Annotated in this window: 14 protein-coding genes; 12 read left to right on the top strand and 2 right to left on the bottom strand. The window is 66.4% G+C overall.

From position 1 onward, the window contains the following. Window positions 1–257: 257 nt before the first annotated feature. From G6N47_RS27110 to G6N47_RS27150, 9 genes are all read left to right on the top strand, one after another. Entirely contained in the window at window positions 258–662 is a 405-nt protein-coding gene (locus G6N47_RS27110; RefSeq protein ID WP_083133993.1) for a DUF302 domain-containing protein, read from the top strand. After that, window positions 659–1,273, top strand: a complete 615-nt coding sequence (locus G6N47_RS27115; protein WP_083133994.1) for a mycothiol-dependent nitroreductase Rv2466c family protein — start codon at window positions 659–661, stop codon at window positions 1,271–1,273. The genes G6N47_RS27110 and G6N47_RS27115 overlap by 4 nt, the downstream gene beginning before the upstream one ends. Before the next feature lie 93 nt (window positions 1,274–1,366). After that, on the top strand, window positions 1,367–1,639 hold the full coding sequence (locus tag G6N47_RS27120) for a metal-sensitive transcriptional regulator (protein ID WP_083133995.1): 273 nt from the start codon (window positions 1,367–1,369) through the stop codon (window positions 1,637–1,639). A 115-nt stretch (window positions 1,640–1,754) separates the two neighbouring features. Then, window positions 1,755–2,183, top strand: a complete 429-nt coding sequence (locus G6N47_RS27125; RefSeq protein ID WP_083133996.1) for an MmpS family transport accessory protein — start codon at window positions 1,755–1,757, stop codon at window positions 2,181–2,183. Then, window positions 2,180–5,065, top strand: coding sequence for an MMPL/RND family transporter (locus tag G6N47_RS27130; RefSeq protein ID WP_083133997.1), 2,886 nt, complete (start codon window positions 2,180–2,182; stop codon window positions 5,063–5,065). Before G6N47_RS27125 ends, G6N47_RS27130 begins: the two co-directional genes overlap by 4 nt. 6 nt (window positions 5,066–5,071) lie before the next feature. Next, window positions 5,072–5,356 carry a YgaP family membrane protein gene (locus tag G6N47_RS27135; RefSeq protein ID WP_232080438.1) on the top strand — a complete coding sequence of 95 codons (285 nt, stop codon included), beginning with the start codon at window positions 5,072–5,074 and terminating at the stop codon, window positions 5,354–5,356. Between the two features lie 245 nt (window positions 5,357–5,601). Next, a complete protein-coding gene (locus G6N47_RS27140) occupies window positions 5,602–6,981 on the top strand; it encodes an acyl-CoA dehydrogenase family protein (RefSeq protein WP_083133998.1) in 1,380 nt (459 codons plus the stop codon). Then, window positions 6,978–7,967, top strand: a complete 990-nt coding sequence (locus G6N47_RS27145; protein WP_083133999.1) for a pirin family protein — start codon at window positions 6,978–6,980, stop codon at window positions 7,965–7,967. Before G6N47_RS27140 ends, G6N47_RS27145 begins: the two co-directional genes overlap by 4 nt. Then, window positions 7,964–8,305, top strand: a complete 342-nt coding sequence (locus G6N47_RS27150) for a GNAT family N-acetyltransferase (RefSeq protein WP_083134000.1) — start codon at window positions 7,964–7,966, stop codon at window positions 8,303–8,305. The genes G6N47_RS27145 and G6N47_RS27150 overlap by 4 nt, the downstream gene beginning before the upstream one ends. 27 nt (window positions 8,306–8,332) lie before the next feature. Here G6N47_RS27150 and G6N47_RS27155 read toward each other — a convergent pair whose 3' ends face one another. After that, window positions 8,333–9,361 carry a hypothetical protein gene (locus G6N47_RS27155; RefSeq protein ID WP_083134001.1) on the bottom strand — a complete coding sequence of 343 codons (1,029 nt, stop codon included), beginning with the start codon at window positions 9,359–9,361 and terminating at the stop codon, window positions 8,333–8,335. Window positions 9,362–9,446: 85 nt separating this feature from the next. After that, complete coding sequence (locus G6N47_RS27160; RefSeq protein WP_083134002.1) at window positions 9,447–11,246, bottom strand: outer membrane protein assembly factor BamB family protein; 1,800 nt, start codon at window positions 11,244–11,246, stop codon at window positions 9,447–9,449. A gap of 215 nt (window positions 11,247–11,461) precedes the next feature. Between G6N47_RS27160 and G6N47_RS27165 the strand changes: the two genes are divergently transcribed. From G6N47_RS27165 to G6N47_RS27175, 3 genes are all read left to right on the top strand, one after another. Continuing rightward, entirely contained in the window at window positions 11,462–12,970 is a 1,509-nt protein-coding gene (locus tag G6N47_RS27165; RefSeq protein WP_139799687.1) for a hypothetical protein, read from the top strand. Between the two features lie 252 nt (window positions 12,971–13,222). Then, the gene (locus G6N47_RS27170; RefSeq protein ID WP_083134004.1) at window positions 13,223–14,008 is read left to right on the top strand and encodes a sensor domain-containing protein; all 786 of its coding nucleotides are present in this window, start codon (window positions 13,223–13,225) and stop codon (window positions 14,006–14,008) included. A 34-nt stretch (window positions 14,009–14,042) separates the two neighbouring features. Next, window positions 14,043–14,654: a CDP-alcohol phosphatidyltransferase family protein gene (locus tag G6N47_RS27175; RefSeq protein ID WP_083134005.1), complete on the top strand. Its 612-nt coding sequence runs from the start codon at window positions 14,043–14,045 to the stop codon at window positions 14,652–14,654. The last annotated feature ends 2 nt before the right edge of the window (window positions 14,655–14,656 follow it).

The raw sequence follows: 14,656 nt of genomic DNA on the forward strand, positions 1-14,656 counted from the left end.
CGGGTATGCGCTATGCTGTCCTCATGTATACCCCTATGGGTATATGCGTCAGCGGCCCGCAGAGCGGCCGGCAATACCAGGCGCCTGCCACTCGCAGCACCGCGCCCGCCACGCCGGATCGTGGCAGGCGCTCCGGCCGTGCACGGCTGTGCGCCGGTTCACGCGGCGGGCTGCTCACCACGATGAATGCCAACACCCGTTGGCCGCCAAGCGCTTTGCGTGCGATGAGCACGCAATCGGCACTGAGAAGGGGAAACATGTCCATCGCGATAGCCACATCGGCCGAGGCCGCCGACTTCGACAAAGTTGTGTCAAGGACCCGGGAAGTATTGCTGGACAAGGGCTTCGGGGTACTGACCGAGATCGATGTCCAAGCGACCCTGAAAGAGAAGCTCGGAGAGTCGATGGAGCGCTATGTGATTCTCGGTGCCTGCAACCCCCCGCTGGCGCATCGCGCTTTAACAGCCGACAAGCAGGTCGGATTGCTGCTGCCCTGCAATGTTGTGGTTCGCGAAGACGCGGAGAACCGGGTGCACGTCGAAGCGATGAATCCCCAGGTGATGGTGCAGGTCATCGACGAGTCGGCACTCTTGCCCGTCGCCGAAGAAGCGACACGCCAATTACAGGCGGCGATCAGTGCGCTCGCCAAGGAACTGCAATGACTTCGATCGAGCTCTACGTCGACCCGATATGCCCATTCGCCTGGGTGACCTCGCGCTGGTTGCTGGACGCGGCCACGGCGACCGGGCGCCGTGTCGCACTGCGGCAAATGAGCCTGGCTGTGCTCAACGAGGGTCGCGATGTGCCGCCCGCCCAGCGGGCCAAACTCGACTCGTCGCGTCGGGTGGGGCGGGTGTTCGCCGCCGTCAGCGACCCGGGCGGGCCCGGCACGTTCGGCGATCTCTACGAGGCCTGGGGTGCCCGGGCACACGACGGGGCGGCCGACGCCACCGACAGTCTGGTCAAGGAGGTGCTCGCGGCGACGAACTGCAGCCCGGCCCTGCTCGATGCACTCGATGACCCGGGATGGGATGACCTCGTGCGCGCGGCGCACCAACGCAGCCAGGATGCGCTCGGCGGCAATGGCGGCAGCCCGATCCTCGCGGTGGACGGCAAAGGATTCTTCGGGCCGGTGCTGACCAGCCTGCCCGCTCCAGTGGCCGGCGCCGCGCTGCTCGACGCCGTGCTGAGCGCGGCGTCGGTCCCCGGGTTCGCCGTCCTGCAACGCCCCTATAAGGGACCGCCATCGACCGCGACTGCAAAGAGCAGCTGATGTGCCACGCCGTTGTATGCCGGACCTGCGGGCTCACGACGTGCCCGCGGCGCCGGCGATAACCCTCTGCGACAGAAAGAAAGAAGGTCCGATATGGCTTCCACCGACGCCGACGCAATGGATCTGGTACTCAAGCGGTTACGGCGCGCACAAGGCCAGCTCGCCGGGGTCATCGCGATGATCGAAGCCGGCCGTGACTGCAAGGACGTCGTCACCCAGCTGGCCGCGGTGTCGCGTGCGCTCGACCGCGCCGGCTTCAAGATCGTCGCGACCGGGATGCGCCACTGCATCACCGGAACCGGCGCGGAACGCGGCGCCATACTCACCGAGGAAGAGCTCGAAAAGCTGTTCCTGTCCTTGGCCTGAGGCGATCCCCACGCCGCCAGGGAATGGGCCTCGGCGAAAACCGCTGTGCCGCAGTCGATCCGCTGACCAAAGCCGTGCAGGCAACCAACCCCCCACATAGCGAAGGGGGACTTCGATGTTCAGCATCCTCAAGCGAGTCTGGGTACCGCTGGTCGTGATCGCGGCAATCACCGGCGGCGGCCTTGCTGTCGATCGGCTCCGCGGCGTTTTCGGCTCCGATGAAATATTTTCGACATCGCCCAGCGCGCAGACGCTGGTGTCGCTGCACGAAAAGCGGGTTACCTACCAGGTTTTCGGGCCGCGCGACACCGCGGGACGGGTGAGCTATCTGAATGAGGATGCCCAGCCGGAGAAGGCGGATTTCACCAGCCTGCCCTGGACATTCACCGTCACCACGACGACGCCGGCCGTCATCGCCGACGTCGTCGCACAGGGTGACAGCGACACCATCGGATGCCGCATCATGGTCAACGGTGAGCTCAAGGATGAGCAGACCTCCACCGGGCACCATGCCCAGACTTTTTGTCTGGTGAAGGCGGCATGAACGGCCCCGACGAGCCGCGCCCGTTGCTGATGCGGGCGGTTCACCGGTTCGCGGTGCCGATCATCCTGGCGTGGCTGGGCCTGGCGGTCGCGGTGAACGTTCTCGTCCCGCCGATCGAGGCAGTGGCGAGAACCCATGCGATCACGATGTCGCCGCGCGATGCGCCGTCAATGATCGCCGCGAAGCGGATCGGCGCGAAGTTCCAGGAATTCGACTCCGACAGCATCGTGATGGTCGTCCTGGAAAGCAACCACGGACTCGGCACTGACGCGCACCGCTATTACGCCGGGCTGGTGAAAACACTCGAGGCGGACACCAGGCACGTGCAGCACGTGCACGACTTGTGGGGCGACCCGATCACCGCCGGTGGCGCTCAGAGCGGCGACGGCAAGGCCGCATACGTGCAAATCCACACGGCCGGCAACCAGGGCAGCACGTTGGGAAACGAGTCCGTCGACGCGGTCGAGAAGATCGTCGACGAGTCATCGCCGCCGGTTGGAATCACGGCCTACGTCACCGGCCCGGCAGCACTGTCCACCGACATGACCGAAAGCGCCGACAAAAGCATGTTCAAGATGATGGGCGTGACCGGCATGGTCATCATGATCATGCTCTTTGTCGTCTATCGCCGCGTCAGCACCGTACTTCTGGTGCTCTTCGTGGTCTTCATCGAGATGGGCACCGCCCGCGGGGTCGTCGCAGTTCTGGGCTACCACAACCTTTTAGGATTTTCGACATTCGTCGTCGCGATGCTGTCGTCGTTGGCGATCGCATCGGGAACAGATTACGCAATATTCCTGATCGGACGTTATCAAGAGGCACGCCAGGCCGGCGAAAATCGCGACGCCGCCTATTACGCGATGTTCGCCGGAACCTATCACGTCATCTTGGGCTCCGGCCTGACGATTGCCGGAGCGACGTTTTGTCTGCATTTCGCGCGGCTGGCCTATTTCCGGGCGCTGGGCATTCCGTCCGCGCTGGGATTGCTCATCGTGATCGCCGGGGCGCTCACCGTCGGGCCGGCCGTCGTCGCCGTGGCCGGCCGGTTTGGCCTTCTCGACCCGAAACGAATGATCAAAGTACACGGATGGAGGCGCATCGGCACCGCCACCGTCCGCTGGCCCGGACCGATCTTTGTGGCATCACTGCTGAGCGTTGTTGTCGGCATGCTCATCGTGCCGAGCATGAAGATCAGCTACAACGATCGCTTCTATATCCCCCACCATCGCGCATCCAACATCGGATACGCCGCCGCAGAGCGCCATTTCAGCCCGGCGAGAATGAATCCCGACATCCTCATGATCGACGGCGATCACGATATGCGCAATCCCGGCGACATGATCATCCTGGATCGAATAGCCAAACACATCTTCCGCACACCCGGTGTCGAGAGGATACAGGGCATCACCCGGCCATTGGGCAGTCCCATCGAGCACACGTCGATCCCTTTTCAGGTCAGCACGCAATCGATTCCGGTACAAGAAAATCTGCAGTTCATGAAGGACCGGATGGCCGACCTGCTCACGATGAGCGACGACCTCGGCGCGATGATCGCGTCGATGCAGCGGTTGCATCAACAGCTGGGACAGCTGGCCGGCACCACTCATCACATGGCCGGCGACATGGTGAACACCCAAGCCACCCTGGACGACATCAGGGACCATCTGGCGGATTTCGACGATTTCGCACGTCCGGTTCGCAGCTATTTGTACTCCGAACAGCACTGCTTCAACATCCCGGCCTGCTGGTCAGTGCGATCACTGTTCGAGGCCATCGACGGCATCGACCACTTCAGCGACAACATGAACGCACTGCTGAGCGACATCGACAACATCGACCGAGTGCTGCCGCACATGCTCGCGCAGTTTCCGCCGATCATCGAGGTTTCCAGGTCAATGCGGGCCACCCTTCTGACCCTGCACAGCAGCTTTTCGGGGCTGGTGACTCAGATGTCGCGGATGACCGAGACAGCCGGCGCGATGGGCCAGGCGTTCGACTCGTCCAAGAGCGACGACTACTTCTATCTGCCCCCGGAAGCATTCGACAATCCGGACTTCCGCCGGGGGCTGAAGCTGTTCTTATCGCCGGACGGCAAGGCCGCGCGGTTCATCATCACCCACGACGCAGACCCGGCAACTCCGAAGGGCATTGCGGCCGTCAAGCCGGCACTGTGGGCCGCGCACGAGGCGGTGAAAGGCACACCGCTGGCCAACGCCAAGTTCTACCTCACCGGTACGGCCGCGGTGTACAACGACATCCAAAGCGGCGCGAAATACGACATCATGATCGTCGGAGTAGCGGCACTGACGCTGATATTCGTTGTGATGCTTATCATCACACGAGCCCTGGTCGCCTCGGTGGTGATCGTGGGCACCGTGCTGCTGTCGCTTGCGGCGGCCTTCGGGTTGTCCGTGTTGGTGTGGCAACACATTTTCGGCCTGGAGCTGAACTGGATCGCGCCGGTGTTCGGGGTGATCATCTTGTTGGCGGTCGGCTCCGACTACAACCTGCTGCTCGTCTCGCGGTTCCAGGAGGAAATCGGCGCCGGGCTGAAGACCGGCATCATCCGCTCGATGGGTGAAACGGGCGCCGTCGTCACCGCGGCGGGCCTGGTGTTCGCCTTCACCATGATGTCCATGGTCGCCAGCGATGTGCGTTCGATCGGCCAGGCCGGCAGCACGATTGGCCTGGGACTGCTCTTCGACACCCTGGTGGTGCGTTCGCTGATGACACCGGCGGTCGCCGCGCTGCTGGGACGATGGTTCTGGTGGCCGCGAATCATCCGCTCGCGCCCCGCCAGTCATCCGCGTCGGGTAACGCGACTGCGCCCAGCTTCACCCGCGGCACTAGCCTCGGCACGCAATCGTCAAGGGAGAGGGTGAAATTCGATGAATACCGACCAAGGCCAAGCCACACTCGAGACTGCAGCGTTCGGCATGCCCCGACCGCAAGGCTGGCCGCTTGAGCGCGTCGTAGGGCTGATGGCCGGAACGGTGGTGCTGGCGAGCCTGGCCCTGGGCCGCCGGCACAGCGCCCGCTGGCGCATCTTGACCGCTCTGGTGGGAGCGAACCTGCTGCTCAACGCCGCAGCGGGCTGGTGCCCGATGAGCGTTGTGCTGCATCGGGTCGGTGTTCCCACAGCGGCCGAACGCGCCGCCGACACAGACCGGTAAGCGAGTCCTGGACCCCGAACGGCGATCGGCGCCGCCCCAGGGGCACCTGCCAATTCGCGATGTTCTGCCCGCTCAGCCGGGGCGGGATCGCACCGCCGCACCGGCTGTTTCAACGTGATTCACACCGTGATCGCCGCCGGCGCCGAGCCGGCGGCGTTTGACGCAGCGGTAAACCGGCAACTGCACTGTCGGAAACCAGGCGATCGGCGACTTGGAGCCACCGCCGTGACTGCGAGGGCGCATTCATGAGTTTCGACCTGACACCGACGCAAGCACAGCACGACCTGGCGCGGCGCACCCACGAGTTCGCCGAAACGGTGATCCGGCCGGTCGCGCTCGACTACGACCAGCGCCAGGAGTTCCCCTGGCCGGTGCTCGAGGAGGCCGCCCAGCGCGGTTTCTACAGTCCGCTGTTCTACCGCGATCTGATCGGGGATTCGACCGGGCTGTCGCTACCGATGTTCATGGAGGAGCTGTTTTGGGGTTGCGCCGGAATCGGTTTGGCGATCGTCATGCCAGCGCTGGCGCTCTCGGCCATCGGCCAGGCCGCCTCGCCTGAGCAGATGCTGCAGTGGGCGCCGGAGTGCTTCGGCACACCGGGCGACCTCAAACTGGCCGCACTGGCGATCTCCGAGCCCGAGGGCGGCAGCGACGTACGCAACCTGCGCACCCGGGCCCGCCGCGACGGAAGCGACTGGATCATCGACGGGCACAAGATGTGGATCGGCAACGGCGGCATCGCCAACGTGCACGTGGTCAACGCGGTTGTCGACGAAGAGCTCGGCCACCGCGGCCAGGCGCTGTTCGTCATTCCCGGCGGCACCGCCGGCCTTCAGTTGGTGCGCAAGCTCGACAAGCTGGGCTGCCGGGCCAGCCACACCGCCGAGCTGCGCTTCGAGGGGGTCAGGGTGCCCGAAGCCAATCTACTTGGCGGACAAGACAAACTCGAACACAAGCTCGCCAAGGCCCGCGAGGCCGTCGCCGGCGGTAAGCATTCCGGCTCGGCCACACTGGGCACCTTCGAGCAGACCCGCCCGATGGTGGCCGCGCAGGCGATCGGCATCGCCCGCGCCGCCCTGGAATACGCCACCAGCTACGCCACCCAGCGCGAAGCGTTCGGCGGGCCGATCCTGGACAATCAGGGTATCGCGTTTCCGCTGGCCGAACTGGCCACCCAGATCGATGCCGCCCGGCTGCTGACCTGGCGGGCCTCCTGGATGGCCGCCAACGGCATCGCATTCGACCGCGGCGAGGGTTCGATGTCGAAGATGGCCGCCAGCGAGGTCGCGGTCAAAGCCACCGAGCGCGCCATCCAGACACTGGGCGGGTGGGGCTACATCACCGACCACCCGGTGGAGAAGTGGTATCGAGATGCCAAGCTGTACACCATCTTCGAGGGCACCAGCGAAATCCAGCGCATCGTCATCTCCCAGGCACTGGGCGCCTCCGAAGGTGCTCCCCCGCTGCACATCGAGATCGAGCCGACCGGCGGGCCGCTGAACCGGATATTCGGCCGGGGCACCCCGCTGCGTTCCCGGGCGGCCACCGCCGCGCTGTCGGTGCAGGACCGCATCCCCCAGCCACTCATGCGGGCCGCCATGAAAGTATTGCGGCCACCGCGATGAGCAACCTGGAGACCGCGCCGGCCGAAGTCGCCTGCGCCACTGCACATGTCGCGGGCACAGAGGTGCTGCGCCCACGCGACGTGCCACTGGGCGGGCCACGCGCGATCCGGGTCCGGCGCACACTGCCCCAGCGGCAACGCTCGCTGATCGGCGCGTGGTGCTTCGCCGACCACTACGGCCCGCACGATCTGCGCACCTCACCCGGGATGGTGGTGCCGCCGCATCCGCACACCGGGCTGCAAACCGTCAGCTGGCTGTTCAGCGGCCAGATTGAGCACCGCGACAGCGCCGGCGTGCACGCCACGGTTCGCCCGGGCGAGCTGAACCTGATGACCGCCGGCGCCGGGATCTGCCACTCCGAGGTGTCGATCCATGCCGATGTGGCACCGATTCTGCACGGCGCGCAGCTGTGGGTGGCGCTGCCTGACTCCGACCGTGACACCGGCCGCGACTTCACTCACTATGTGCCCGAACCGGTTTCGCTGCCCGGCGCGCAGCTGCGGGTGTTCTTGGGCGAGCTGGCCGGTGCCCACTCCCCTGTGCACACCTTCACCCCGCTGCTCGGGGCACAGATCGACCTGGACGCCGGCGCTCAGCTGGTGCTCGACGTCGACCCGGCGTTCGAACACGGCGTGCTGTGCGATCAGGGCCCGCTGAGCATCGCCGGGATGGCACTCGACGCCGGCGAGCTGGCCTACCAGGGCCCGGGCAGCTCGTCACTGCAGCTGCACAACACCGATAAGCGACCGGCCCGGGCGCTGCTGCTGGGCGGCGCCCCGTTCACCGAACAGCTAGTGATGTGGTGGAACTTCGTCGGGCGAAGCCACGACGACATCGTCGAATACCGTCGACTGTGGGGCGACGCCGATGCACGCTTCGGCGCCGTCGAGGGCTACCGCGGCTCGCCCGCACGCTTGCCCGCTCCCCCGCTACCGACCGCCACGCTGCGGCCCCGCCCGCAGCCCAGCCGAAAGGACCCCCGATGACCACCGACAAGACCGGCGCCCCCACCACCGTCAGCCCCGCAGACGGCAAATACACCATTGCGGTCGAGGGCAAGACGGTCGGGCACGCCGCCGTCGCCGACCGCGGCGACCAGCGCGTCTTCTACCACACCGAGGTCAGCGACGAGTTCGGTGGACGCGGCCTGGCCACCATCCTGGTACGCGAAGCGCTCGAGGCCACCCGCGCCGACGGCAAGCGGATCGTCGCGGTGTGCCCGATGGTGGCCGGTGTGCTGGAGAAGAACCCCGAATTCAACGACATCGCTGACCCGGTTACCCCCGAGATCCGCAGCTGGGCGCAAACACTGCCCATGGGCTAACCATGCCCGGGCGCAAACCGAGCAGCCTTAGTGCCGGCAGGTGTCGAACCGTGACCGTAGTCGTTGCTGCAGAGCAACTGTCTGTGCGGACAGGAACTTTTCAGGATGGTTTTCTTTTTCACTGTCGGTGTAGCCACTGTTGGCGTAGCTGCAGCCACCCACGTCGACGCTGCCCGGCCAGTCGGTGGGTTTTTGCGCATCGCTGAGATGGAACATCAGCCACATCGGATGGGCGGGGCCCGCACGGGTCGCCTCGATGGTGGCCGCGAGGTCGGCGTCAGCGTTTGCAGGGTTGCTCACCTCGACAACCAGTTTGGTGAATACCGCGCCGGGGCCAACCTCAATGTCGGTGACACCCAACGGAATTGCGGATAGCTGTTGGTCGATGCGGCGTTGATCGTCGGCGCTGAACGGAAACATCACCGTCCATTTGGGTGCGCCGACGGTGCCGAAGCCGCCGGAGGGCGGCTGGATGTCGACCTTCGGGATCGAATCGCCGAACTCGGCGCGCACCGCGGCCAGGGTGTCATCGATCGGGGTGGAGACGCCCCCAAGTCCCAGATAGGTTCCCGTCTTGTCGCCGCGGGCGAGGCTGACTGTGCCGGTCACCGCCGAAGCCAGCCGTCGCACCTGCGTGGTGTCGGCGGCGATGCTGTCCGGGTCGAGCTCGGCGTCGCGGCGGATCGTGCCACGCTTGTCGGCCATGACCTCGAATTCGGCGCTCTGGTCGTATCCGTTGAACGCGTCGCCGCGGATTGTGTTGATGCGCTTGACCACATCGGCGATTTGTTGCGGTGTCGCGTCGGGAACCGACACGTCGATGTCGAGCAGGGCACTGTCCCAGCTGTGGGCGTAGTTGACGTGCGCGACTTTCACACCGGGCATGGCGTCGATGGCCGTTTGCAGCCGGTCGGCTTCGGCCCGGCGGTCGGGGGGACCACCGCAGCCGACCAGACCGGCCACCAGCACCGCAGCCGCTACGCCCGCGATCAGGCGCGCGGCGCTGCGACGCAGTGCTGCGGGACTACCCGCAGCACGCGGGATCAGAGTGCGCATTCGGTGATCGGCAGACCCAGCTTGATATCCAGTTCCGTTCTCGCAATACATCGGCAAGTCGGCTTTCTCGCGGGTCCCCGAATGGCTATGCACCGTAGCCCACAATCGCCGTCTGGTGACTTTCATCGGTGAGCACCATCAGCGTCGCTCCCGCCACGACCCGCAAGAACTCGAAGCGCTGGCCGGGAAGGAGGGGCGTCGGCTGCCGCCCGAGTTCTTGGCAGGTGGTGCGGTCGAACGCGTGGATCACCGGCTGTTGCGGTTTGGGGACGTCCCACATGAGGATCTCATCGCTCAGAAACGCCAGGGGAACGCCGTAGCGGCCCGGCAGCCTGAAGGTGCAGCGCGGCGACCCGTCGGGAGCGCGGACTGTGACTGTGACCCCGTCGGCGGCGGATCGGGTCAGGAAATCGCCCGAGGTGACGGTGTACTCAGGTTCGTCTTTGCCGAGGTCCACCTGGCGCCCGGTGTCGTAGTTGAGGTACACCAGAGCCCAGCCCGGTGCGTCCCGCAGAGCGAATTGGACGGCAACACCAAGCTGTCCGACCGGGCTCGCCATCCAGGCGCGGATGTCGCGGCGGGTGAACCCGTTGGCGATGTCGACGGGCCGGTCGGTAACGACCGCACCGGTGGTCGGGTCGACGGCGAACAGCCGAAGATTCACCTGTTGTGCGGTCGAGCAGTCGACAACGGTGGCCAGCCGCGTATCGGTGTCCACGCGCCATCGCAATTTCGGCTCGCCGCGCATCCGGAGTTGATCCAGCGGCTCCCGCGCGCCAGGGCCGCAGTGCGCGGGATCGGGGATCTGCCAGCTTTGTTGGCCGGTGTGGGCGTTGAATGCCGTCCAGTGCTGGTCGTCTCGAGCGACGAGAAAAAGGGAGCGTCCTTTGTCATGGGTACCGAAGGCGGCCCGCACCGTTGGGTCGCTCGATGTCCACAGCTGTGCGCCGGTGAGCGCGTCGAGGCCGACCAGCATCGTGTTGGGGGCCTCGATGGCCGCCACGACGACGCGGCCGTGGTCGTAGACCGCCATGTCGGTGACGCGTGTGCGACCCGGACCGGCTCGGCGGAAGTGCCAGCGCTCATGGCCTACCGCGTCATAGGCCACCACGGCCAGCGTTGAAGTGTCGTGATAGGGCTGCAGGACAACGTATCCCGCGCCGGCACTCTCAAAGGGCCGGTTCCACGCCGATCCGTCCAGCTGTTTCGCGAAGCGCTGCGGGCCCAGCCGCGCCGGTGTAGCGGGGACGGGTGCGGGGGCCGCGGTGGTCGCGTCGAGGTAGGTGCTGTCGCGTCCTTTAGGCAGCGCCGGTCCCATCAGCGTGACCGCGATGCCTGCGGTGATCACCACACCGACGATGATTCCGACGGCGCCGAGGCGATCGGGCCGGCGCACACCCGGGCTGAGCGCCACCGCGACGCCGAGCGATCCGAGCACGCCCAGACACACCGCGGGGGGAAGCGTCCACATCTGCATCGACACCGGCAGGTAGCCCGCCGCCTCGGATCGGCGCGCCGGGAAGTCGCTCCACCAGTAGCCGGCCCACAGCGCCGCGCCGGAAGCGGCCGCCGCGACGCGAACCGCCCACCTGCCCGCGACGCGGACCGGCCCGCGAGTTCGTGACGTTCCCGCCAGCCCGATCAGGACCACGGCGCTGCCCGCGACCACCACCCAGGCCAGCGTTGTCGCCAGATGTGTGATCCTGGTGCAGGCGGAGTCGGCGCAGGCGGACCGGGTGGCGACCGCCGCGGTGTACAGCGCGACGGCCAGCGCGGCGATCAGAGAGCCGATGCCGAATCCCAGGACCGCCCAACGGATGCCGCGCCCCACGGCACGCGCGGCCTCACTCGGCGCTTCGTCCGGCGGTGCCTCCACCTGGGTCATTGCGAAAGCCTAACCGCGGTTCGGCACCGTCACCGGCACCAATTGCCCACGCACCGGCCCAGTGACAGCGCCGTGGCCGCCCGGTTTGCCACCGCTTCGGCCCTGGGCCGCTTCGGATTTGGCCGGAGGCTTGCCCCGCTCCTTCATCAGCAGCGCTGACTTGCTGGTTTACTGTTCGAGATTTTGTCGCAACGGCAATGGGCCAAGGGGGCAGCGTGTACACAAGCGGCGGGCCGGGCGGGTACGGCTGGGGCCCGCCACCCGGATACGGCTGGGCGCCCCCACCCGGGGTCGATCCGCGTCAGCGCCGGCGACGCCGGTGGTACTGGGTGCTTGGGGTGAGCGCCGCGTCTGTGGTGGTGCTGCTCATGGTCGGGGTCGTGGTGTTCGGGATTCAGCCCGGCTTCTTGCCCCGAATCGCAGGGGTGCACCTGCCGCCGGTCAACTATGCTGGCCGGCCCGGCGTGCCCGGCCAGGTATTGCTGCCGCCGCTGCGATCACAGCCCGTGCGGGGTTGGCGCGTCGACGTGAAATCGATGCTGCCTGCGGACGCGGTCGTATCGAGCATCGAGTATTTCGGCAATGTCGCTGAGAAGGCTTACTTCACCATCGAAGCAATCGAGCGCGCTGACCTGCCGACCAGGACATGGGTGCTGGGAGTCGATGTCTCCAGCGGCGCAACAGTATTCGCGCCTGTGGAGATCGGCGGCGATTACGCCGACTGCTACGTCAACGGCCCGCATCGTGTCGTCTGCCTGACTAAGATCGGCGACATCGATTCGGGCGCCGACTTGGGCGATGTGTGGGTAATCGACGCCGATGCGGGCAAGGTCATCGCGCACGGGCCCACCGATCTGCGTCCTAACAAGGGAGAGCCGCCCCATTTCGAGGTGACGCAGGCAGGCGACTACGCAATAGCGTCCCAATACGACGTGGGCACCTACGGGATCGGTGATCAGGGCCAGCGGAGCTGGTTCGTCGCCGGGCAAGGTACGGGCCTGTACCTGTTCCCGAAGAAGGATTTCCCCGGCGACCCGCCGTCCAACCTCGCGATGACCAGCAAGGGGCACCGACCGCCAAGCGTGTTCTCCGTGGCCGACGGCACCGTGGTGGCCGAGGCGATCGACGGATGGGTCAAGCTGTTCATGGGCGGCTATGTTGTGAACCGCAAGGAAGACCCGGAGCTGTTCGAGTTCTACGACCAGCGCGGGGCGAAGGCCGGCCAATACCGGACACCGGGCCATGCGATCGCCACGGCATCAGATGTGGGTGAACTACCCGTGCTGACCTTCAACCTGAATCGCCGCGATGAGACGCAGCTGGTGTTCGACCACCGCGGCGCACCAATGGCCGTGGTGCAAACGCGGTTAACCGGTCACGCTGCCAGATTCCTGGGCCCGTACCTGTACGCGCGGACCACCGGCGACCCCGACAGTCCGGATGCTGTCTGGGACAAATTCGACCTCAAGACCGGATCGCGGGTCTCGTCGTGTCATGGGCTGCCGCTGGACGATACGACTTTCGTGGGTTCCGACGGAACCATCGTGATCGGCCGGTTCTACCATTCCGCCGGCTCCGATCCGCTGATCGCGGTCGACACCAACACCTGCGATGTCGTCTGGCAGATCCCCCACTCGCCGCCGATGTGGACGATCGGCAAAACCCTGGTGCAGGCATCGCCCGACAACGCCGAAATCACCTCCCTGGTGCCGCCCGCGAGATAAGCGGCAAGCCAAGCGCATCACGTAGCAGCGCAACAGTAACGCAACAAAAGCTGTGACCAGCTGCGCAGCGGCATTCACCCGGGCCTTTGCTCCCCAGCTCGGGCACAACCAGGCACGGAGCAGTAGGCCCCCCATGCGCTGGGAACATCTCGCCCTCAGGAAACCGAAATATAAGTGTTGCAACGCTACGGTTAGGCATGGTATGGTCGGCCCATCCTGAAGCAGTTAGCGCAACAGTTAAGAGGTTCCACCATGGCTATCGCTTCGATGAAGGGCACACCGCTTAGCGGTGAGCCCCGGCGCTCCGCCGGCCACAAAACGACACGCGGCGCCGCGGCGCGCGGCATCGCGCTGGTAACAGTCGGCATGTCGGTGCTGCTGGCGGGCTGCACGGTCACCGCCCCGGGACATCCGGTGGCGGCCCCCGACATCGGTCATTGGCAGCCGCCGCCCATCCCCACCACCCGCCTGGACGATCTGCTGTTGAGCGGCGCCGACGTCAACGCGATCGGCGGCGAAACGAAGCTGGTGCTGCGTAAGTCGACCTCCCAGATGATGGGCGACGACGACGTCATCACCGACGTCAACTGCCTCGACGCGTACGCGCCGATCGAAGACGCCGTCTATGAGGGCAGCAACTGGAATGCGGTGCGAGGCCAGCTTCTCAACGACGCCCCCGCCGATGACACCCCCGCCCAGCACACTCTCCTGCAGGCCGTGGTCGGCTTCCGCGACGCTGATTCGGCCCAGCAGTACTTCGGGCAGGCCAAGCAGCGCTGGTCGCAGTGCGCCAACAGGCCGCTCACCGTGACCCGCCCCGACCGCGACCCGGTCACCTGGGATTTCGCCGACGTCGCGAGCACTCCCACCACGCTCACCATGATGCAAACCGAAGAAGACACCGGCGGCTGGGGATGCCAGCGGGCGATGGGATCACGCAACAACGTGATCATCGACGCGATGTGGTGCGGATTCGACGTGACCAACCAGGCAGCCGCGGTGGTCACCAAGATCGCCGACGAAGTGTCTCGAGCATGACCGGCCCGGCCACCGCCCTTGGGAAAGACCGGCAATGAACGGGCTGTACGGGCTCAAGCCCTGGTACACCCGCCGGCTGTCCTCGATCGTGACAATGGCGGTCGCCCACCGACTTTCGCCCGACCTGTTCACCGCGGTGGGGGTGGCGGCCGCCGGCGCCGCGGCCGCCGCGATCGGCGCGGGCTGGTGGGTGCTCGCCGCCGTCTTTTTGGCGATCCGCCTGGCCGGCGCCAACCTTGACGGCGCGGTCGCCCGGGCCCGCAACGTGAGCCGGCCGTGGGGCTTCGTCGTCAACGAAATCGGTGACCGCAGCGCCGATCTGCTGGCATTCGCCGGTTTGGCGGTGTGGGCGGCACGCCAGGGCGGCGCCGGACTGCACTGGCTTTCGTGGCCGGTGCTGGGCACGTTGCTCGCCGCGCTGGCGGCGAGCTTGCCGACTTTCGCCGCGCTGGCCGGCGCGGCGGCCGGCGCGACCCGGCCCAACGGCGGCCCGCTGGGCAAGACTGAGCGCTGCCTGGCGATCGTGGTTGCCACCGCGGTCCCGGCCGGTATCGGCTGGATCTCGGCGCTGATCGTCACCGGATCGCTACTCACCGCCGGCACCCGGCTGGCGGGCGCACACCGCGCACTGTCCGAAGAGCAGTAGCG

This window comes from Mycobacterium branderi (genome assembly GCF_010728725.1).
Taxonomy (GTDB): domain Bacteria; phylum Actinomycetota; class Actinomycetes; order Mycobacteriales; family Mycobacteriaceae; genus Mycobacterium; species Mycobacterium branderi.

What these genes read in the sequence shown, in the direction of transcription:
- G6N47_RS27145 (WP_083133999.1), top strand. Translation starts at nt 6,978, where the DNA reads ATGAGCAACCTGGAGACCGCGCCGGCCGAAGTCGCCTGCGCCACTGCA.
- G6N47_RS27160 (WP_083134002.1), bottom strand. Translation starts at nt 11,246, where the DNA reads ATGACCCAGGTGGAGGCACCGCCGGACGAAGCGCCGAGTGAGGCCGCG.
- G6N47_RS27175 (WP_083134005.1), top strand. Translation starts at nt 14,043, where the DNA reads ATGAACGGGCTGTACGGGCTCAAGCCCTGGTACACCCGCCGGCTGTCC.
- G6N47_RS27140 (WP_083133998.1), top strand. Translation starts at nt 5,602, where the DNA reads ATGAGTTTCGACCTGACACCGACGCAAGCACAGCACGACCTGGCGCGG.
- G6N47_RS27155 (WP_083134001.1), bottom strand. Translation starts at nt 9,361, where the DNA reads ATGCGCACTCTGATCCCGCGTGCTGCGGGTAGTCCCGCAGCACTGCGT.
- G6N47_RS27150 (WP_083134000.1), top strand. Translation starts at nt 7,964, where the DNA reads ATGACCACCGACAAGACCGGCGCCCCCACCACCGTCAGCCCCGCAGAC.
- G6N47_RS27120 (WP_083133995.1), top strand. Translation starts at nt 1,367, where the DNA reads ATGGCTTCCACCGACGCCGACGCAATGGATCTGGTACTCAAGCGGTTA.
- G6N47_RS27110 (WP_083133993.1), top strand. Translation starts at nt 258, where the DNA reads ATGTCCATCGCGATAGCCACATCGGCCGAGGCCGCCGACTTCGACAAA.
- G6N47_RS27135 (WP_232080438.1), top strand. Translation starts at nt 5,072, where the DNA reads ATGAATACCGACCAAGGCCAAGCCACACTCGAGACTGCAGCGTTCGGC.
- G6N47_RS27170 (WP_083134004.1), top strand. Translation starts at nt 13,223, where the DNA reads ATGGCTATCGCTTCGATGAAGGGCACACCGCTTAGCGGTGAGCCCCGG.
- G6N47_RS27115 (WP_083133994.1), top strand. Translation starts at nt 659, where the DNA reads ATGACTTCGATCGAGCTCTACGTCGACCCGATATGCCCATTCGCCTGG.
- G6N47_RS27130 (WP_083133997.1), top strand. Translation starts at nt 2,180, where the DNA reads ATGAACGGCCCCGACGAGCCGCGCCCGTTGCTGATGCGGGCGGTTCAC.
- G6N47_RS27125 (WP_083133996.1), top strand. Translation starts at nt 1,755, where the DNA reads ATGTTCAGCATCCTCAAGCGAGTCTGGGTACCGCTGGTCGTGATCGCG.